The 18,933-nt window shown below is 55.2% G+C and carries 16 protein-coding genes; 5 read left to right on the top strand and 11 right to left on the bottom strand.

All coding sequences use genetic code 11. The features are described 5' to 3' along the window. Position 1: 1 nt before the first annotated feature. Positions 2–1,294: a glycoside hydrolase family 10 protein gene (locus ACOQH0_RS11490; RefSeq protein ID WP_421512310.1), complete on the top strand. Its 1,293-nt coding sequence runs from the start codon at positions 2–4 to the stop codon at positions 1,292–1,294. A 44-nt stretch (positions 1,295–1,338) separates the two neighbouring features. Here the strand turns inward: ACOQH0_RS11490 and dsbG are convergent, their stop codons facing one another. Genes dsbG through ACOQH0_RS11505 form a run of 3 tightly spaced genes read right to left on the bottom strand, consistent with a single transcriptional unit; the run spans position 1,339 to position 3,136 of the window. Next, the gene (dsbG, locus tag ACOQH0_RS11495; RefSeq protein ID WP_421512311.1) at positions 1,339–2,115 is read right to left on the bottom strand and encodes a thiol:disulfide interchange protein DsbG; all 777 of its coding nucleotides are present in this window, start codon (positions 2,113–2,115) and stop codon (positions 1,339–1,341) included. A gap of 41 nt (positions 2,116–2,156) precedes the next feature. Next, on the bottom strand, positions 2,157–2,717 hold the full coding sequence (locus ACOQH0_RS11500; protein WP_421512347.1) for an RNA polymerase sigma factor: 561 nt from the start codon (positions 2,715–2,717) through the stop codon (positions 2,157–2,159). Positions 2,718–2,722: 5 nt separating this feature from the next. Then, positions 2,723–3,136: a hypothetical protein gene (locus tag ACOQH0_RS11505; RefSeq protein ID WP_214605095.1), complete on the bottom strand. Its 414-nt coding sequence runs from the start codon at positions 3,134–3,136 to the stop codon at positions 2,723–2,725. Positions 3,137–3,686: 550 nt separating this feature from the next. Here ACOQH0_RS11505 and ACOQH0_RS11510 point away from each other — a divergent pair. After that, positions 3,687–4,046: a LecA/PA-IL family lectin gene (locus ACOQH0_RS11510; RefSeq protein WP_421512312.1), complete on the top strand. Its 360-nt coding sequence runs from the start codon at positions 3,687–3,689 to the stop codon at positions 4,044–4,046. Between the two features lie 348 nt (positions 4,047–4,394). Further along, positions 4,395–6,185: a hypothetical protein gene (locus ACOQH0_RS11515; RefSeq protein ID WP_421512313.1), complete on the top strand. Its 1,791-nt coding sequence runs from the start codon at positions 4,395–4,397 to the stop codon at positions 6,183–6,185. 54 nt (positions 6,186–6,239) lie between these two features. Here the strand turns inward: ACOQH0_RS11515 and ACOQH0_RS11520 are convergent, their stop codons facing one another. The 8 genes from ACOQH0_RS11520 to ACOQH0_RS11555 form a co-directional block, all read right to left on the bottom strand. Further along, complete coding sequence (locus tag ACOQH0_RS11520; RefSeq protein ID WP_421512314.1) at positions 6,240–7,790, bottom strand: methyl-accepting chemotaxis protein; 1,551 nt, start codon at positions 7,788–7,790, stop codon at positions 6,240–6,242. Positions 7,791–7,879: 89 nt separating this feature from the next. Further along, positions 7,880–8,896: a LacI family DNA-binding transcriptional regulator gene (locus tag ACOQH0_RS11525; protein WP_421512315.1), complete on the bottom strand. Its 1,017-nt coding sequence runs from the start codon at positions 8,894–8,896 to the stop codon at positions 7,880–7,882. A 28-nt stretch (positions 8,897–8,924) separates the two neighbouring features. Further along, the gene (locus ACOQH0_RS11530; protein ID WP_421512316.1) at positions 8,925–10,331 is read right to left on the bottom strand and encodes a sucrose-6-phosphate hydrolase; all 1,407 of its coding nucleotides are present in this window, start codon (positions 10,329–10,331) and stop codon (positions 8,925–8,927) included. Next, a complete protein-coding gene (locus ACOQH0_RS11535; protein WP_010431297.1) occupies positions 10,331–11,701 on the bottom strand; it encodes a sucrose-specific PTS transporter subunit IIBC in 1,371 nt (456 codons plus the stop codon). Before ACOQH0_RS11535 ends, ACOQH0_RS11530 begins: the two co-directional genes overlap by 1 nt. Before the next feature lie 67 nt (positions 11,702–11,768). Continuing rightward, a complete protein-coding gene (locus tag ACOQH0_RS11540; RefSeq protein ID WP_421510378.1) occupies positions 11,769–13,286 on the bottom strand; it encodes a carbohydrate porin in 1,518 nt (505 codons plus the stop codon). Positions 13,287–13,456: 170 nt separating this feature from the next. Further along, entirely contained in the window at positions 13,457–14,347 is an 891-nt protein-coding gene (locus ACOQH0_RS11545; protein WP_421510379.1) for an aminoimidazole riboside kinase, read from the bottom strand. 100 nt (positions 14,348–14,447) lie between these two features. Then, positions 14,448–15,659, bottom strand: coding sequence for a diguanylate phosphodiesterase (locus ACOQH0_RS11550; protein WP_421512348.1), 1,212 nt, complete (start codon positions 15,657–15,659; stop codon positions 14,448–14,450). Positions 15,660–15,747: 88 nt separating this feature from the next. Next, a complete protein-coding gene (locus tag ACOQH0_RS11555) occupies positions 15,748–17,223 on the bottom strand; it encodes an alpha/beta hydrolase (RefSeq protein ID WP_421510380.1) in 1,476 nt (491 codons plus the stop codon). Between the two features lie 267 nt (positions 17,224–17,490). On the opposite strand from ACOQH0_RS11555, the gene ACOQH0_RS11560 reads away from it, so the two are divergent. Next, positions 17,491–18,345, top strand: coding sequence for a MurR/RpiR family transcriptional regulator (locus ACOQH0_RS11560; RefSeq protein WP_010431311.1), 855 nt, complete (start codon positions 17,491–17,493; stop codon positions 18,343–18,345). 12 nt (positions 18,346–18,357) lie between these two features. Further along, positions 18,358–18,933, top strand: a complete 576-nt coding sequence (gene ddpX, locus ACOQH0_RS11565) for a D-alanyl-D-alanine dipeptidase (RefSeq protein ID WP_421510381.1) — start codon at positions 18,358–18,360, stop codon at positions 18,931–18,933.

Consider the following 18,933-nt stretch of genomic DNA (forward strand, 5'->3'; position numbering starts at 1 on the left):
AATGACGCGACACGTAAAACGGATTGGTGCGCTGGCTGCCTGCGCGCTTTTACTTGTGAGTTGCTCCTCAACACCACCCAAATCACTGGTTACCCCTCTGCCGACCGTGAGCAAACCGACGCAGCAGGCAAACGAGCCGATGCGCGGGATCTGGCTGGCGACCGTCTCTCGTCTCGACTGGCCGCCGTTGGCGTCGGTGAATGGCCGCAGCGCTGACCAGCGTATCGCGATGCAGAAGCAGGCGCTGACGGACAAACTCGATAAGCTGAAAAGCCTCGGGATCAACACCGTATTTTTCCAGGTGAAGCCGGACAGCACGGCGCTGTGGTCCTCTAAAATCCTGCCCTGGTCGGATACCCTGACGGGAACCATTGGAGAATATCCGGGCTACGATCCGCTCCAGTTTATGCTGGATGAGGCCCACAAGCGCGGCATGAAAGTCCACGCCTGGTTCAATCCATACCGCGTCTCCACGAACACCAAACCTTCGACCATTGCCGCGTTAAACCGGACAACGTCACTGCACCCTTCCAGCGTTTACGTACAGCACCCGGAATGGATCCGTACCTCAGGCGATCGTTTCGTCCTCGATCCGGGCATTCCGGAGGTGCGTGAATGGATAACTCAGATTGTGACCGAAGTAGTAAGGCAATATGCGATAGACGGCGTGCAATTCGACGACTATTTCTACACAGAAACGCCCGGGTCGACCCTGAATGATGCCTATACCTACAGGCGATATGGCGAGGGATTTGCCTCAAAAGCAGACTGGCGACGTCACAATACGCAAGAATTGATCGTGCAGGTCTCCCGTGCGATTAAACAGGCAAAACCCAACGTTGAGTTTGGTGTAAGCCCGGCGGGTGTCTGGCGCAACCGCTCCTTTGACCCGGCAGGCTCTGACACGCGCGGTGCTGCCGCGTATGATGAATCCTACGCCGACACCCGCAAATGGGTTCAACAGGGGTTGCTGGATTATATCGCACCGCAGATCTACTGGCCCTTCGCCCGCGACGCCGCGCGCTATGATGTTCTGACCAAATGGTGGGCTGACGTGGTGAAACCGACCCATACCCGCCTTTACATCGGCATCGCGTTTTACAAAGTGGGCGCACCCTCTAAAAATGAGCCCGACTGGATGGTTAACGGCGGCGTGCCTGAGCTGAAGAAACAGCTCGATTTGAACGATTCACTGCCCAACGTGAATGGCACCATCCTGTTCCGTGAAGACTATCTCAACCAGCCGCAAACACAGGACGCGGTAAGCTATCTCCGTGGGCGCTGGGGTAGCTGAGAGGATAAACGCGGGCAGGAACATACCGTTTCTGCCCGCGCCGATCAGGGTTTCGGCCCGAACATTTCTACCAGCTGTTTCTCGTTCGGCAGCCCCATTACCTGCTGAAGTTCGTTTTCTTCATTCAGATAATAAATCGCCGGAGTGGCATTCCCCCCCAGAATGTCCATTAATGCCTGATGCTTCTGCAGGATCTCGACGGTTTCACGCGTCGCCGCAGATTCTGGTTTAGGCAATTTTTTCCCACCGGAAAGCTCGTACTCTTTCCAGGCCGAGACCGGATCTTTCGCATTCAGAATGGCTGAGGCGTTGCGCCCGCTGTTGGGGTTGAGAAACGCAACCAGCAGCGTGTTCAGCTGAACCTTGCCCGCCTTCACCCACGGCTGCGCTTCGGACCAGAACTGTTTGCAGTACGGGCAGAACGGATCGGCAAAGACGAAGACTTTACGCGGCGCAGCGCCAGCCCCCTCTTTCAGCGGATGCGCGGCATTGAGCTTTTTCCACATTTCACGCCCCATCGGCGCGTAGATCTCTTTCTGGAAATAGGCCTCACTGAGATTTTTCCCCTTTTCATCGTAGAGATACCCCGAAACCACGTGCTTTCCGTCAGGGGTTAAGAAAAGGGTGACGCCCATGTCCTGGTATTGTCCCAGCCAGGCAGGTGCGCCGCCCGGGGCGTCAATCTTCTTGAGGATCTTGATATCCTGCTGCTCACTGAAGTTCTTCACGGCATCAGGCAGCGTCTCTTCCGCTTTGAGCCCCCCAGAAACCATGAGAGCAGCAAGTAACAGCACTTTTTTCTTTGCAGGCAGTTGAAGCATAACGATCCCTCTAACATATTGTTTTTCAGAGTGGTCGAACTTCATTCCCCTGTCAACGCTTCATAGATATCCTGCAGGCGACTACGCAGAAATCGCACGGCCTTGTGCTTGCGGGATAACAACGCCTGCACCGTGTCCCCCGTTTCATCCGCCAGCGCTTTCATGCTGTATCCCTGAAATTCCGTTTTTTCGAATACCTCCCGCTGCGACGGCGGCAGTTCCGACAGGGCTTGTTCGAGTTCTTCCCACAGCAGCGATTTAAGATACTCCTCCTCCGGTGTTTGCGGCACGCCGAATAATGTTTCGGCTAACTCCTCTTCGGGGAAATCCTCGTCGTCGTCAGCGGTAAAGTCGCCAGCGAGCGAAACCTCGCGCTTTTTCCGCGCCCGGTCGGTCATCTCATTGCGTGCCGCGCGAAATAGCCAGGCGGCGACGTTCTCCACCGGCTGTTCCACTTTCATCAGCTGATACGTCACTTCCTGCAGGATATCGTCGGCATCATCGCGAACTGCCGTTCGCCCGCGAATGAACGCCTTCAGGCGGGCGCGGCAGGCATTAAGCGCCGAGACCAGCAATGATTCACCTGCCTCACCGGCTTTCATATCGTTCACTCTGCTTCCGGTGTTTTCGCAGCATTGTCATCGCGCTTTTCATCACGATGGTCGCGCCAGCCACAATGGCCGTGGCGTCCAAACCCAGCGCGGCGCTGCTGAATAAAAGCTTCACGCTGTTCGGGCGTCATGTTCATCCAGCGCTCGTGCATCCGGCGGTGTGCGCCGAACATGCCTGGCCTGAAGCCCAACCCACCGAACAGAATGCGGCTCAATAGCAGAATACCCAGCGCCTGCCAGAAGCCGATGGCTTTCACGCCGAGGATGGCGGGAAGTAATGCGTTCCACAGGGTCATCACCAGCAGGCCGAGCACGATGAAAATCACCGCGCCGATGACTAAACCCTTGCCCATACGGTGGCGACCGAATCCGCGTCCGTGACCTCTGCCGTGCAGTTCAAAATCTCTCATGGTGTTTACCTCGTTTACAGTAACTGATTATGGCTTGTGATGAGGTAGACGGATGAGAAAGAGAAATATTGCCAGAAAAATAACATTGAATAGTGTGTGGCTTTATTCCTCTCAGATAGATGCAATTGTTGGCACTGTTTTCTGAATTATTCGCATTCGTGCAACATTTAAATATGGCGACACACATCACATTTCTTAGCAAAAATTAACATAAAAAAAGAAAGGTAATTACGCAGTGAAACGAAAAATCATTAAATTGATATCACCTCATTAGCGTATTTCGTCACCGAAATTATATTGATGCTTTTTCAATGCACTATATGAATAGGTGAGATTATTCCTATAATCCTTGATTTTTTGCCTTTTAAAACAATAACCTGTAGCGTCACTTAATTGATTAGCTTTATTTCTGTGTTTGTATTCCCTGAGCCCATGCCTATTATTCAGTTCGTCAACACCAACAGCGAAAATAAATTTATTCGCCTTAATGTTTGTGGTGGCTTTATTTTAATCATGAAATTAACCCAGTCGATAAATTGAGGAAAATCTTATGAGCCATACCCCTGCGTGGTCAGGTGAGATCCCAGCAAATGTCTCTTCGGATGTAAATACCGGTATCGAAGTGAATAAAGGTGATGAAATCACCATTATCGCATCCGGATGGATTCGCTATGGCAAAGAGGAATTTGCGCTCGCCTCTCCTTTTGGCCGTGTAAAAGAAGGGCTAGCCACCAACAGCGACACCGTTCTGAAAGCAAGATTCGGTACAACCGGCAAGGGGTACAGTATCGGCAGCGGTGAATATAAATGGTCGGCTCCGGAAAGCGGCATTTTATACCTGTACGTTGCAGATACAGATGTTGGGTATAAAGACAACTCAGGAAGCTTCAGCGCAAGAGTGTACAAATAGCCTTTAAGGAAATAACTGACCCACATATCTTCACGGAGAGGTTATTTCCTGTCGCAAATTATTTTCATTAAACAGGAGCGTTCCGGTAATGATAGGCAGACTGACAGATTATCTCTTCTGGTATCACACTGTTTGGGTATTCGTATTTTTAGCCTTTGTCGGTGTTACGACTGGAGTAATTGTCAATTCCTTACTGCATTTTCATGGGGATGATGCATTCCTGGTAGGTCTCATATTTTTCTTACTTCCCGCGCTGCTGGTATGCCTTCGGTTACATCGGCTATCAGCAAAACATCGTCAAAATTGAATCTCGACATATCTGACGCTATATCAAAAGGAGTATCACTGATGTCACAGGATCTGAAACCCGTTGATTTAGTCATTGTTATCGATACAAGCCTTTCTATGGAAGATGAGGCGGAGGCGCTTAGCCGTGCGCTGAGTGCTGCCGTGGACGAAGCCAAACAATCTTGTCCCTCCGACCTGCGCGTAGAATTTCTCGGCATTGAAGGTACGTTTGCCAACAGTAAATTCGATAAAACCGTTCGCCAGTATTTAGGCGGGAATAACGTGAACGTAAATGATCTGAGAGGCCGGGTAAAAGACAGCGTAGCCAATGCCGGTGCGCAGGAAGATGTCGCCCGTGCTGTTGAAGATATCAGTACCCACTACGACTGGCGCCCGGGAGCAGAGCGTAACCTGTTTGTGCTGGGGGACGAAAGTCTGGAAGGGGGGGAAATGACGCTGGATCAAAGCAAAATCCAGGCCTGCGATAAAGCTATCGCCAGTGCTTTGCGTCACGGCGTTAAGGTCCATTCGTACCTGGGAACGCCGCACAAAAATACCCCCTACCCAACACCGGCTGACGAAGCCGCGATGGAAAAAGAGTATAAACGCCTGGCGCTGCGTACCGGGGGCGAACACTATATCTACACCAAAGGCGTACCGGATTTTGCCACCGTGCTTAAGCAGACGATCTGCGCCAGCCGAATACCTCAGGATGAAAGCATCGCCGATAAAAAAGGTGAAGCCGATAAACTGGAGGGAGTCGCAACGTCAGGTTCATCCAGCAACATCTGCGATCATGCCGGAGAGATCGTCAAAGCGGTTAATACCCTGGCGGGTGTGCTGGATAAGCTGGTGGATGCCTGCGGAAAAGGCGGCGGTAAAGAGAGCGGGTGTCAATGTCACGATCATCGCAATACGGCCTCGGACACCCGCCAGGAGGTGGTCGTCCCAAAGCCTGAACCCACTCCGGTTCAAGAGGACGCACCGCCCCCCACGCAGCCCGAGGTAAAGCCTGAACCTCAGGAAGATCAGGTCCCGCCACCGCCACCGCAAAAAGATGAGCTGTATGCCATTGTGCTTCAGGATCGGACCTGGTGGAAAGGCAATAAAGACGATAATGGCGATCTCTACTCTCACGATGCGAAAACCGGTGAGCGTAAAGCAAAAATTAACGATGCGCATAACTATGCGGGTCAAAGTAACGCCGTTGCGCCTGACGGTACGCACTATATCGTTCAGCATATCAGCGATGTGTGGATGGGCCCGGCAGGTCAACATTTCGTGAAGTCCAACACCCTTTCAGGTGGCAGGACCTCCATCGACAGTTTTGCCTTCCGTCAGGATGGCACTGGCTTCTTCTTCCATGCAGCAAATAATGTGGTGAATTATTTCAAGCATGATCCAGCAAACCCTAATCCGCCGAAGAGTTCGCTCAGGATTGTTCCCGCGCCGGGAGAAAGCCAGATTCCTTTCGGCAGAAGTGATAACCAGTTTGTGGCGGATATTGCTTTCGATGGTAACAATCGCGCGTGGCTTATCGGTCTGACGGGTAATCTGTGGGTGGTGGACGATACCTCTTCCACGACAGAATGGCAGGCCCGATTCGTCCAGCAGTTCCCCCAGCTCGATCTGCCAGGTGAAAGTAAATATATCGGCATTGCTTTCGACTCTGCGGGAAATGTCTACCTGTGCGGGGGGCAGAAGGAAAATAACGCCTCCTGCCGCCGTTTTATCGTCCGCGGTTCGGTTCAGGATAACAGCAAGCTGGAACTGATTTACGACGGGGGCCCCATGTCGGGATCCTACGGCGACCTGTCGTCCAACCATTTCCCCAAAATTAAACTGAAATAAGCAGGTCCATAAACCGGTGAAATGGCTGTTTGTTTCACCGGTTTACTGTGACCATCACGCCATTGCAGGCAACCTGAAGCTCGAAATACTCCGTGAAAGCTGCTGCGCCTGCTCTTCCAGCGAGGCCGCCGCCGCGGCTGACTGCTGCACCAGCGCGGCGTTCTGCTGGGTTACGCCATCCATCTCCGTCACGGCCTGCCCGACCTGGCCGATCCCACGACTTTGCTCTTCAGAGGCCACTGAGATCTGCTCCATCAGCGAGTTCACTTTATTCACCGAGGTAATAATCGAATCAATCACTTCGCCAGAGCGGTTAACCAGTTCCGCGCCGTTTTTCACGCTGGACACCGACTGCGCAATCAGGCTCTCGATGTCCTTCGCCGCCACCGCGCTTTTCTGCGCGAGTGTTCGCACTTCGCTGGCAACCACCGCAAAGCCGCGGCCTTGCGTGCCCGCGCGCGCGGCTTCAACTGCCGCGTTGAGTGCCAGTATGTTGGTCTGGAAGGCGATGCTGTTAATGACGCTGGTAATATCCTCGATGCGCTTCGAGTTCGCCGCAATGGTGTTCATCGTTTCGATCACTTCGCGGGTCACCGCTTCGCCGGTATGGGCATTTTTCACCGCATCCTGCACCAGCTTCCCGGCCTGGAATACATTATCGGTATTATTCGCCACCGTCGCGCTCAGCTCTTCCATACTGGCTGCGGTCTGGGTCAGTGCAGATGCCTGTTGTTCGGTGCGCGAAGCCAGGTCGATATTTCCGGAGGCGATCTCTTGCGCCGCGTGCGTGACGGTATGGCTCGCGTCGCGCACCTGGGCGATAGTGGCGAGCAGCGCCTGACGCATCTGCTCCATCGAACCCATCAGGTGATCGATTTCATTCCCGGCGCTGCCCTTCACGGGCACCGGTATGTCCAGCTTGCCCGCCGCAATCTGGCTGCAGTGTTCACGGGCCAGGTTAACCGGCGCGAAGACAAATCGCTTCATCAGCAGGCTGACGGCGATAATCACCAGCACAAACAGGCAGGCGATAACGGCAATCATCACCAGGCCAGAAACAAAGTTGCTGCTCGCATCCTCGTTAAGACTTTTGGCATATTTCTGATGAATGGAAAGGACCTGGTCGAGAACGATCTCGTACTGACGGTCAAGGCGGGAGACTTCCGGGATCAGCGCGTTAAATTTGGCCACGTCGTGCGCCTCGGCGGCCTCGATCAGCGGAGCCAGCCCCTGGTTGCGGTAGTTTTGCCAGGCATTCTGATAGGCTGTCACCTGCTGGGCTTCATCCGTCAGACGCGGCGAAGCCATAAAGGCCGCAAAGGCGTGGTCCGCTTTGGTCAGCGCCTCTTTCACCGCAGAAAGCTTGGCTGCCCCATCGGCAGTATTGCCCGCTTCCACCATCTTCACGTACTCCATCACCCTGACGCGCAGCGTACGGCTATGGTTGATAGGGTCAATAATGGAGAGCACAACCTGGATCTCTTTGTTCACGTTATCCAGGGAATTATTACTTTTAATGATGAGGCCAACGCTGGTAGCAGTGCTGACAACAAAGAAGAAAAGCAGTGAGAACAGGACAATCAGGGACGACTTCTTCAACGACATAAACCAATACCTCAAGGAAAATTATTCCTTATGGTTATCGGCTGTTCCAAAACTTAAATTAATTAAAGTTATTGATGTATTGGCCGGGGCTATACCGCTGACTTATAGCGCCGCTGAAGGGTGGCATCCAGCTTCCGCTGCACAGGTTGCGGTGCCTCACCGTCGATCAATTTCCCAATCAGATCAAAGCAGTGCCACGCCAGCTGGCGGTTGTCCTGGCGAATGGTATCAACCGGTATCGTCAGCGAATCATACAAATAATGATCGTCAAAACTGGCTAACCTGATATCACTTTGCAACAGGTTATGTTGCCCCATATAGCGCAATACCCCTTCCAGCAGGCCACAGGCGGCGGTAAAGAGGGCTTTAGGCGGACGGCCTAAGCGCGCGCAAAGCTCAGCGAACATCTCGTAGCCGGAGCTCGGGTGATAGTTGCCGTGAATGATCCACTCCGGACGTAGTTCGACGTTGGCCTCACGTAAACCTTGCTTAAAGCCTTCCAGACGGTCCCGCGTCGGGGAAAGCCGTGGCTGCCCGCCGAGGAAATAAAACTCATCAGGATGCTGGCGGGCGATCTCAGCCACCAGTTCCGCCGTGGGGGTAATCGAATCGGTAATGACCAACGGCAGAGAGCTATCGTTCATATGGCGGTCAAAGAGGACAACGGGCAGCTGCTCGCTCAGTTTCTGGTAGTCCGCATCATTCAGCATGCTGGAGGCCACAATCAGACCGTCTACCTGGCGCGCCACCATGTTATTGACCACCACGGTCTCCTGCCCCGGATTCTCATCGCTACAGGAAATCAGCAGCTGAACACCCGCCTCGCGGCACAGTGTTTCCAGTTCGTGAGAAAAGACGGCAAAACCGTAGTTGGTGATCTCCGGGACCACCAGACCAATGGTGTGGCTGCGGTTATCACGCAGCGAACGGGCATGAATGCTCGGCTGGTAGTGATGCTCTTTGGCAATCGCCAGAACGCGATCGCGGGTATCTTCCGCCACCCGAAGCTCTTTGCTGCGTCCGTTCAGTACCAGGCTGGCGGTGGCTTTTGAAACCCCCGCCAGCTCCGCGATGTCTTTAATTGTGACGCGTTTTGTTTTTCTCACAACGACTTAGATCCGGCTGCCAAAACCCCTATTCTATCATGCAGCGGCGCAGCGACCAGTAGCGTAATGTGATGTCGGACGCACCTTCGAAGCGTACCTGAGCCGGATGAGCAGGAAAATAGCGGCTGCTCATCACCCCTTCGCCATGATTGATGAAAATCTCAACGCTGGAACGGTCGCACAGAACGCGTAAATGGTTAACGTCGCCCAGCCAATAGCGGGTCAAGGTTTCGCCGTTTTTCAGGCTGGCGCGTTCAAGACACAGCCCCTTCTCATCCCAGCGAAGACGCATCGCGCCGGCAAAATCAACATTCACACACGCCGTTTCCAGTTCAAACTCAAGACTCGTCGCATCCAGAACGGGCGCACCGCGGGCAGCACCCTGCCACTGACATTCGGTCTCGCGCAGCGTTTCCAGTTCACGAACGGGCGTTTGCCACAGCCTGCCGTCGCGATACCGCAGTTCACGCGGGCAGGACATCTGGTGGATCCAGCCATGGGCCCGCGTCGGCTGGAGCATCTCTTCCCCGTCTGGCACGCCCATCCAGCCAATGAGGATACGCCGTCCGTCTTCCGCCAGCGTGGTTTGCGGGGCGTAGAACTCGAACCCGGCGTCCAGTTCATGTAACTCGCCGTGATCAAACGTCGCACGCTGATAGTCAAACGCCCCGCTCATCCAGGTCGCCGGATAAGTATTGAGGTAGCGATGCGGCTCGCGCGCCAGCCCCTGCGGACAGCAGATCAACACGTGCGTCCCGTCGAGCGCGAACAGGTCCGGGCACTCCCACATATAGCCCGCGTCCGACAGGCCGTTGACGCCGTGACCGGCAATCTCGCCGCAAGGCTGCCAGCGCTGTAAATCACTGGATGTGAACAGCAGCACTTTGCCGCGCTTTTGCACGTCTTGTGCGCCCAGCACCATGTACCACTCCCCGTCGTGTTGCCACACCTTCGGGTCGCGGACGTGTCCGGTATAACCGTCCGGCAGCGGCAGCACCGGGCCCCGTTTTTTAAAGCTTCCGTCCGGTTGTTCGACGGCCAGGCACTGCCAGGCGGTGCGGCTGCCGTCGTCAAACTTCACGTTGCCGGTGTAGCACAGCGTCAGTTCGCCGCCGTTGTCCACGGCGCTGCCGGAATAGCAGCCGTTGCGGTCATATTCTTCATCCGGCATCAGCGCCAGCGGCTCATGCTGCCAGTGCACCAGATCTGCTGAACTCCAGTGTCCCCAGCATTTATAGCGATGATCGCAATCCAGCGGATTCCACTGATAAAACAGGTGGTAGCGCCCGGCGAACCAGATAAACCCGTTGGGATCGTTCATCAACCCCGTCACGGGCGCGGCGTGCCACGTGGGGTAATGGCTGTCGGCCAGCGCGCGCGGCTGGCCCTTCATGACGGCCTGCAATATCGCAGGCCAGCGGGAAGCGAAGGTCATTATTCAGAGTCCGTTTTATATTTCAGCAGCAGCGAGACGGTAAACGCCACGCCAAACGCAATCACCATGCCGATAATATAGTTGAGCAGCGAGCTGGCCTGCACGATGGCCATTCCCGGGATAGCGGTCAGGCCAACGGCGGTCATATAGACATGGACCGACACCACCCAGGCGCCGCCCACCGCGCCGCCAATCAGCGCGGCGATAAACGGTTTTACAAAGCGAAGATTGATACCAAAAATGGCCGCTTCGGTGATGCCCAGCATCGCAGAAAACGCCGAGGGTAAGGTAATGGCTTTGATTTTGGCATCTTTGGTCTTGAACCACACCGCCAGACAGGCACCGCCCTGCGCCACATTCGCCATGGCCCAGATAGGCAGCAGGAAGTTAACACCAATGGACGGGTTACCCAGCAGCCCGGCCTCGATGGCGTGGAAGCTGTGGTGAATACCGGTGATCACAATCACCGAATAAAGCCCACCAAACAGCAGCCCGGCCAGCCAGCCCGCGTGTTCAATGAGCGTGCTCAGGATAAAGGAGATGCCGTCGCCCAGCGCGCGCCCTGCCGGGCCGATAATCAACAGCGCAATAAAGCCGGAGATCACCACGGTCAGGAACGGCGTCAAAATCAGATCCAGCGCGTCCGGGATCGCGCGGCGCAGATTTTTCTCGACGATGCTCATAAACCAGACGGCCAGCAGAACCGGGAACACCGTGCCCTGATAGCCAATCATGGCGATCTCAAGCCCGAAGAAGTTCATGGTGTGGAAGCCGGACGCCACGCCCCAGGCGTTGGTCAGCGCCGGGTGCGTCAGGATCCCGCCCAGCGTGGCCCCCAGATAGGGGTTGCCGCCAAATTCGCGTGCGGCGGTGAAGCCAATCAGGATAGGCAGAATGATAAACGCCGCCGAGCTGCACATGTCCAGCATGATGTAGAGCGCGTTGTCCGCGTTAACCCAGCCGTAGGTTTTCACCATCCCGAGCAGCCCCATCAGCAGACCCGAGGCCACAATCGCCGGAATAATCGGCACAAAAATATTGGAGAGCAGACGCGCGATGCGCTGGAACGGGTTGAGCTTGCGCGCAGCGATATCCGCCGCTTCCGACTTGCTGGATTCACTGATACCCGCCGCCTGAATAAACGCCGCGTAAACCTTGTTGACCACGCCCGTGCCAAAAATGACCTGCATCTGCCCGGCGTTACGAAAACAGCCTTTTACACCCTCGACCTTGCCGATAGCCTGCTGATCGGCAAGCGCGTCATCGACCAGCACCAGACGAAGACGCGTTGCGCAGTGGGCGGCGCTGGCGATGTTTTCCTTGCCACCGAGCAGCGGAATAAGCTCACGGGCGATTTGATTAAAATCCATAGATACCTCTGCCTGACTTCTTTTTTATGATGTGCGAAACGCTCCCGCCAGGCGGGAGCGTGATGGGTTAAAACCAGGTTTCCATCTGAACCCCAAAGTTCCATTCCCCGCCAGCGTTGAAGCCGCTGCTGCCAAAGGCATCATCGCTGGCGTAATTATCCAGTTTGCTGCTCCAGTCCATCCAGGTGGCAAACAGGCGCAGCTCCGGACGGCTGAAGAAATCGCCAATCTTGCCCGCTTTTAACGTCGGGGCGAAGGTCAGCTTGTAGAAGCTGCCGTTGACCGCATTGCGATCCTTGTAGCCTTCCGGGTTTAAGTCCATGTACTGATAGCTGCCCTCGAACGCGAGGGCGAAATTCTGCGTGACCTCTTTGATCAGGCGCGTATTCAGGGTGACCCACTCATAGCTGTCGCCTTTCACGTAGCGGTCCTTGCTGCTCTGCGCCAGCACGGCAGGCGCGATATGCCAGCCACCGCCGAGCGGCGTGACACCGTAACTTGCAAAGCGCAAGGTATCGGCTTCCGACAGCAACGCGCCATCCGAACCGATGCTTTTAACCTCGGCTCCCAGACCGTGGCCGTAGAGCAGCGCCGTTTTGGCGGAACCTTCACGCAGCCCGTAGAAACTCTCGTTATGCAGGCCGACCAGGGCGTGCACGCCGTTGTTCGCCGCATCGGTTTTAATCAGATCGCCGCTGCTGTCTTTACGGTCGTCATTATCCTTTGCCCGTAAGCCGCTGACCATCACCTGGAGCGGACCTGCGAAGTGGTTCATGCTGAGGATGTAGTTCTGAACGTTATTGTCGATCTCCTCTTCGCTGCCAAAGTTGCGGCCATAAATCGAGAAGTTGCTGCGCAGGTTCTCGTTCCACTTCACGTCATACACGCCGCCGCCGGTTCCGGCGAGAAACACCACGTCGGAGTCCAGCCAGTGAATGTCAAAGTTATCGCGATCGAATCGTTTACCCGCCCAGAAGGTGCTGCCCTTTAGCGCGCCGGTAAAATCGTGCAGATTTCCCAGTTCGGCAAAGGCCTGACGAATATTGAGATCGCTGGTATCGGCGGACCAGTCGTTATAGGTCTTCTGGCCATCGGCGAGCATTGCCTTGAAGCGAGTGGTCGCCCCGCTGTCGAGCGTCTGTTTGTGCTCCACGTTCAGCTCAACGTAGGTGTCTGCTTCGTTACCCAGACGCCCTACCGCACCACCGGTTTCCCCGGCTGGCGTCAGGTATGGACCACTTTTACTGCTGGAGGCCGCGTCGTTCATCAGCAGGCCCGAACGGGCGTAGCCGTGGAACTCAAACCCGCTGCTCTGGTCGGCTTTTTTCTCCAGCACCGTGGTACGTTGCGCCACCTCCTGAGTGGTGGTTTGCGCCTGCTGCTGAGCCGCCACCAGCTGCTGCGTTTTTTGCTCCGCCACCGTGGCACGTTTCTCGGCAACCTGTGCGCGGGTTTCCGCAGCCTGGAGGCGCTGCTCCATCGCGGCAAGGCGCGCTTCGATGCTTGTCATATCCGTTTGGGCAAAAACAGAGGTACTGCCGGCCAGCATGCCTATCATCACGGCAAGTCTGCGTTTTTTATACATTTTGTCGCATCCCTAAAAGTATTTATTAAAAGTGCTAAATTGCTAAACCGGTTTAGGTTGCTGATACTAAACCCGTGAAATTTGGATCGGCAATGTTTTTTGCTAAACCGATTTAGTTTGTGTGATCGAGGCGACAATTCAGGCCGCCGACGGGCGGCCATGGGGGGGAATTACAGTTCGTGATGGTAAGGCAGCGCGGTCATTGCGCCTTTCGCCGTCGTGGCTAACGCGCCGCAGCGCTGCGCGAGTCCGATAACCGGAACAAGTTCCTGACCGGCGGCCAGTCCGTAGAGAAGACCGGCCACGAAGGCATCACCTGCTCCGGTCGTATCGACACACTCCACGGAGGTTGCCGGATAGTGTTTCACGGTGCCATCATGCCAGGCAATAACGCCCTCTTTGCCCAGCGTGACCAGCACCAGACGGGCCGGACAGCGGCGCATGAGTGCCTCCAGCCCGGGTTTAACCTGAGCGTCGTGGGTTAAAAACGTCAGCTCCTCAACGGAGAGTTTGACCACGTCTGCGTGCTGCAAAGCCAGTTCGAGGCAGCGGCGAAGTTCGTTCTCATCAGCCCAGAGATCCGGGCGAATATTGGGGTCGAAACTGACGTAACCACCCGCTTCCCTGATGGAGGTCATCGCCTGAAACGCCGCTGATCGGCTCGGTTCTGCGCTTAAGGCGATGGAGCAGACGTGCAGCCACTCATCGGCGCTGAAGGACGGCAGATCGGCGGGTTCCAGAAACAAATCGGCGCTCGGGCGCACCATGAAGGTAAACGAGCGTTCGCCGTGGTCATCCAGATCGACAACCACCGTAGAGGTGCGATGCGCCGGGTCAAGGCGCATCTGCTGCACCTCAACCTTCTCATCAGCTAATATCTGATACATAAAGCGGCCAAAAGGATCGTCGCCCACTCTGCCGATAAACGCGCTGTTTCCCCCCAGCCGCGCAACGCCAACCGCCACGTTTGCCGGTGCGCCGCCGGGGCATTGCAATAACCTGCCTTCCCCATCTGGCAGGAGATCCACCACGGCATCACCAAGAACCCAGATCTTTTTCATGTCACCCTCTCTGCTAAACAATGTTAAACCGTTTTAGCTATTTAAGCATAGCCTGGCATGAGGGGGAAATAGTCGAGGAGGAATTGTATGGAATGCGTGATCAACGCGTCATATGCGGCCAGTTAATATCAGACACGCCATTCAGCTGTGGGCGAGCAAACAAAAAGCCCTGAAAACGGCGGATCCCGGCAGACTCGAGCCAGAACCACTCTTCGAGCTTCTCGATGCCTTCGGCCACCAGGGTAATTTCAAGGTCGGTACAACAGCTAATGATTGAGCGCACAATCGCCTGCTTCGGACCGCTCAGGTGAATATTGCTGACAATCTCCCGGTCGATTTTAATTTTATCCGGCTGGAATCGGGTCAGCAGAGAAAGCCCGGCATAGCCAGAGCCAAAATCGTCAATGGCCAGACCAATCCCTTCTGCACGCAGCTGTTTAATGGCGCTGTTAAACTTATTGAAACCGGAAATCATCTCGTTTTCGGTCACTTCGATGATTACCTGCTCAGGCTGTAAACCATACCTGCCGATCTGTTCGACCAGAAACTCAACCGCGCCAGGCACATTCACCAGCGACATTGGCAGCAGGTTCACTGCAATTTTGTGACTCCCGATCCCCAGTTTTTCGGCCAGCGCGAAGGCATACGCTTTGGTTTGCAGATCGACCTCGTAAATCTTATCCGGGTCGAGAGCATTGAAGAAATGCTCCGGGCTTCCGCCGTCATTTCCGCGGATCAGCGCTTCAAAAGAGCTAATTTTGCCTTCCGAGGGCTCGACAATCGGCTGAAGGGCAAACTGGCAGGGCTGATCGGCAAACAGCCCCAGGGCGTGACTAAAAGAGGTGCTCTCGCGGGAAAGCGTCCATTTCTCTGGTTCGAAATGCGAGCCAGACGATGTCGATTTATTGCCGGTAATAAACGACTGGATAAATTTAAACACCCGATCGTCAGATGTCAGATAACTCTCGAGTTTGCTGTAATGCAGAACCGATTCCAGAACCTCTTTCTGCGACTGGACCTGCAGATCAAACAGCAGCATACCGACGTTGTCGAAACGTCGGCGTGGACCGTAATCCCGCATGAGCTCTACCACGTCTGCATGCCGTTTATCTTCGCGGATCTTATGGAAGAGCTTCACCACGCTCTCTTCTTTCCCTTCGAGAAGTTGCAGAATTTCGCTTCCGTTCGAGAGAAGAATACCGGTGATGTTCTCCCCCGTATTACGGATCCTGGCCTTTTCAACCAGCGCGCTGAGCTCTGCAGAGCTGCAGGATAAATTCCACTGGCTTCGATAAATAAGAGTAGTAAGCACAGAATCGGGGTCCGAATATGAGGTAAACGTCTGGAAGTTACTGTTTAACATACTTCCCCCTTGCGGCCTAATCTATTCATTAAACCAATTAATTCCCCTCAATGCGCCCGTTAATCCGCTCCTGCATATAGTCGTAAAACGGATTCGACGTGACCCGCATGAGCGCATCCTTCCCAACGCTAAGAACCAATGTCTCGCCCCACAGCGCAATGGTCCCCAGGCTGATGCCATAGCGGTTTTTGACCTCCGGATGACGGCCATACAGATCATCTTCAGGAGGGAATGGGATGGCCACATGCGAGAGCGAATAGACCTCTTGCGGATACGAAGTGGAGAGCGGAACTACCGTTTCATGCGTACTCTCCGCAGGCGTAATCTTAGCAACCGTGTCATCACTGTCTGCCCTGCGATTGGTCACCACCGTGACACTGTAACGCCTTTTTGCCGCAGGCAGGAGATCGGAAAGCGCTGTCCATGAAGAGGGTTTAAACAACGGGCGGAAACTCGCCGCCTGGTTGATATCAAATACCACCAGTTCACTGCCGTTTCCCGGAAGCTGGTCAAACAGCCCCGTCACCACTGCCCGGGTACTGACCGTCGAATCCATGATGGACTGAAACGCTATCACCGGCGCAAGCTGGTCGAGGCGGTGGTTCTGGGCATCATGGCTAAGCTGCTGCTGCAACGCCTGCGTCAGTAACCACGACTGTCGCGCCGCGTTCACCGGAAACGAATTATATTTGTAGGGGTTATATTCTGGGGCAATGTTGAGCCACGCGGCTTTGGCAAATGCCGGTAACATCGCGGGTAGCCCGGCGAATCCGGCAAAACGGGCGAACGCCGTGACGCCAATCATGGGTGACAGCAGAACCAACTGCTGAGGTTTACGCAACGTCGGGGCGTCGAGCGCATCAAGGGCATACTTCATGGCCAGCGCCCCGCCGTTGGAATACCCCACCAGATGCAGCGGCACCGCGTCACCCGCCAGACGCGTCGCTTCACGTACGGCAAGCCGCGTCGCCGCCATCCACATCTCCCAGTCGACATCCGTTAACGCGCCGGGCGCGGTGCCATGACCGGGCAGGCGCGGAACAACGGCGACAAAACCATGCAGCTGATAGTTAACCGCAAGGTGTTTCACGCTGTAAGGCGAATCCGTCAGTCCGTGAAGCAGCACCACCGCTCCGCGTGGTTTGCCTTTTGGCATCAGCACAAATGAACGGTTGGCATCGGGTGAAAATTGTCCGGGCCATACCAGGCTTTGGCGGTTGTAGCGGTTAAGCGGTGTCTGCTCTTCTGCTTCCGTTTTCGCCGTCACCTCGTTTTCCAGCGCGCTGAAAATGGCGTTTTCGCGGGTCAGGTACTGGGCGAAATTTGCCTTGTCCATCTCCTGGACGGACATTTCATCCGCGCGCCAGGTATGCCAGCGGTGCAGTTCCGGCCCCTGCTGCGAGAGATAAACCCGCACGGCGAGCAGTACAAACAGGATAATCCCCAACACCAGGATACTTTTCTTTGCGAACGCAATCAGCCGCACGCTGACACGCCAGGGCCAATTCGCCATGCCGATTTTCCTTTCCAGCTTAGTGTCCTTCAATCTTAACAAAAATGTGAAGGCACTGACGTATTCACCAAAATCATTCTCCTCCGCTTCGACCAATGCACCAAAAGTGAACTACGCTGCACAAATGTTGATCATTGGTTAAACAAATATTGCATTAACTTTGCTGCATAGCGGGTTTTACCCCCTCTGTGAACATGGCACGCGTCCTGCATTGTTAATCAGGTAACAAAAATTCGGCAATTGACAGCCAGTTAACAGCGAGGCGGTATGACGACACAACCTGAAGTGCTGAGCCGTATCGAAGCGACCTTCAGTCAGCTCACGCCAAGCGAAAAGCGGGTGGCAAGCTGGATGCTGGCGCACGCCGCGCAGATCCCCTTTGAAACGGCAGAAAGCGTGGCGCTGATTACCGGGACCAGCGGGATCACCGTCGGGCGCTTCCTGCGAAAGCTGGGCTACCGCAATCTTGACGATGCCAAAAAAAGCCTGCGCGACCCTTATCAGCCCTGGGGCATGAACGAGCGTCTTGACTCGTGGCAGCAGCAGCAACCGCTGTCGGACCGCGTTCAGCACTCGCTTTCCCTGGAGATCGACGCGATTACGCAGGTGTACCAGCTGGCGCAAAGCGAGGCCTTCAGGCAGGTGGTCCATCAGCTTGCCCGTGCAGACGCGGTATTTGTGCTGGGTATTCAGTCGACGCGCGGGATCGCTAATGCGTTCTTCAGCCATCTGGAATATCTGCGCCCGCGCGTGAGCTACTCAGAAGGGTTATCTGGCAGTTGGGTGGAGTCCCTGAACTCCGGATTTGCGAACCCCTACGTGGTGCTGACCGATACCCGCGCCTACTCCGCTATCGCCCGTCAGTACTGTCGCGTCGCGAGTGAAAAAGGCATTCCGATGGCGCTCATTACCGATATCTGGTGTCCGTGGGCGCGGGATTACCCTATCGATTTACTGCAGGTGAAAACCGATACCGGACACTTCTGGGATTCACTTGCCCCCGTCAGTTGCCTGTTCAACCTGCTGCTCTCGGGCGTGGTGGAAGCACTGGGTGAAGCGCTGCCGGAACGCCTCGCGGTAAACCGACAGCTACAACAAGAGTTTGGTCAATTCGAACGCTAAAGGAGTGGATCAATGTCCGACGAGTATCAACTGGTTGATGTGGCGAAGACGTTTCCCGCACTGCATATCGATCTTAAATACGCCACCGATGACAACATCACCGGCAGGCCGATTTATCTGGAAGCGCGATGCTTGCTGCATACCGATGCGGCTACCGCGTTAGCGAAATCGATCGGCATTGCTACCCTGGCCGGACTGAAACTGGTGGTCTACGACGCCTACCGTCCGCAGGAGGCCCAGGCGCAACTGTGGGATGCCTGCCCAAACCCGGAATACGTGGTTGATGTGGCCATTGGCTCGAACCACAGCCGGGGGACCGCCATCGACGTCACCTTGATGGATGAACGGGGTCACGTGCTGGATATGGGCGCCGGGTTTGACGAAATGCACGACCGCTCGCATCCGTATCACCCTTCCGTACCGCCGCAGGCACAGCGCAACCGCCTGCTGCTCAACGCCATTATGTTTGGCGGCGGATTCGTGGGCATCAGCAGCGAATGGTGGCATTTCGAGCTGCCAAACGCCGCAGGCTACCCGCTGTTAGACGACCAATTTCCCTGTTTTTCGACCACACACGCTGCACGTTAA

It is taken from the genome of Enterobacter sp. JS8-1 (genome assembly GCF_049187015.1).
GTDB classification, from domain to species: domain Bacteria; phylum Pseudomonadota; class Gammaproteobacteria; order Enterobacterales; family Enterobacteriaceae; genus Enterobacter; species Enterobacter mori.

Coding starts and splice junctions, on each gene's coding strand:
- ACOQH0_RS11490 (WP_421512310.1), top strand. CDS start 2: ATGACGCGACACGTAAAACGGATTGGTGCGCTGGCTGCCTGCGCGCTT.
- dsbG (WP_421512311.1), bottom strand. CDS start 2,115: ATGCTTCAACTGCCTGCAAAGAAAAAAGTGCTGTTACTTGCTGCTCTC.
- ACOQH0_RS11500 (WP_421512347.1), bottom strand. CDS start 2,717: ATGAAAGCCGGTGAGGCAGGTGAATCATTGCTGGTCTCGGCGCTTAAT.
- ACOQH0_RS11505 (WP_214605095.1), bottom strand. CDS start 3,136: ATGAGAGATTTTGAACTGCACGGCAGAGGTCACGGACGCGGATTCGGT.
- ACOQH0_RS11510 (WP_421512312.1), top strand. CDS start 3,687: ATGAGCCATACCCCTGCGTGGTCAGGTGAGATCCCAGCAAATGTCTCT.
- ACOQH0_RS11515 (WP_421512313.1), top strand. CDS start 4,395: ATGTCACAGGATCTGAAACCCGTTGATTTAGTCATTGTTATCGATACA.
- ACOQH0_RS11520 (WP_421512314.1), bottom strand. CDS start 7,790: ATGTCGTTGAAGAAGTCGTCCCTGATTGTCCTGTTCTCACTGCTTTTC.
- ACOQH0_RS11530 (WP_421512316.1), bottom strand. CDS start 10,331: ATGACCTTCGCTTCCCGCTGGCCTGCGATATTGCAGGCCGTCATGAAG.
- ACOQH0_RS11535 (WP_010431297.1), bottom strand. CDS start 11,701: ATGGATTTTAATCAAATCGCCCGTGAGCTTATTCCGCTGCTCGGTGGC.
- ACOQH0_RS11540 (WP_421510378.1), bottom strand. CDS start 13,286: ATGTATAAAAAACGCAGACTTGCCGTGATGATAGGCATGCTGGCCGGC.
- ACOQH0_RS11545 (WP_421510379.1), bottom strand. CDS start 14,347: ATGAAAAAGATCTGGGTTCTTGGTGATGCCGTGGTGGATCTCCTGCCA.
- ACOQH0_RS11555 (WP_421510380.1), bottom strand. CDS start 17,223: ATGGCGAATTGGCCCTGGCGTGTCAGCGTGCGGCTGATTGCGTTCGCA.
- ACOQH0_RS11560 (WP_010431311.1), top strand. CDS start 17,491: ATGACGACACAACCTGAAGTGCTGAGCCGTATCGAAGCGACCTTCAGT.
- ddpX (WP_421510381.1), top strand. CDS start 18,358: ATGTCCGACGAGTATCAACTGGTTGATGTGGCGAAGACGTTTCCCGCA.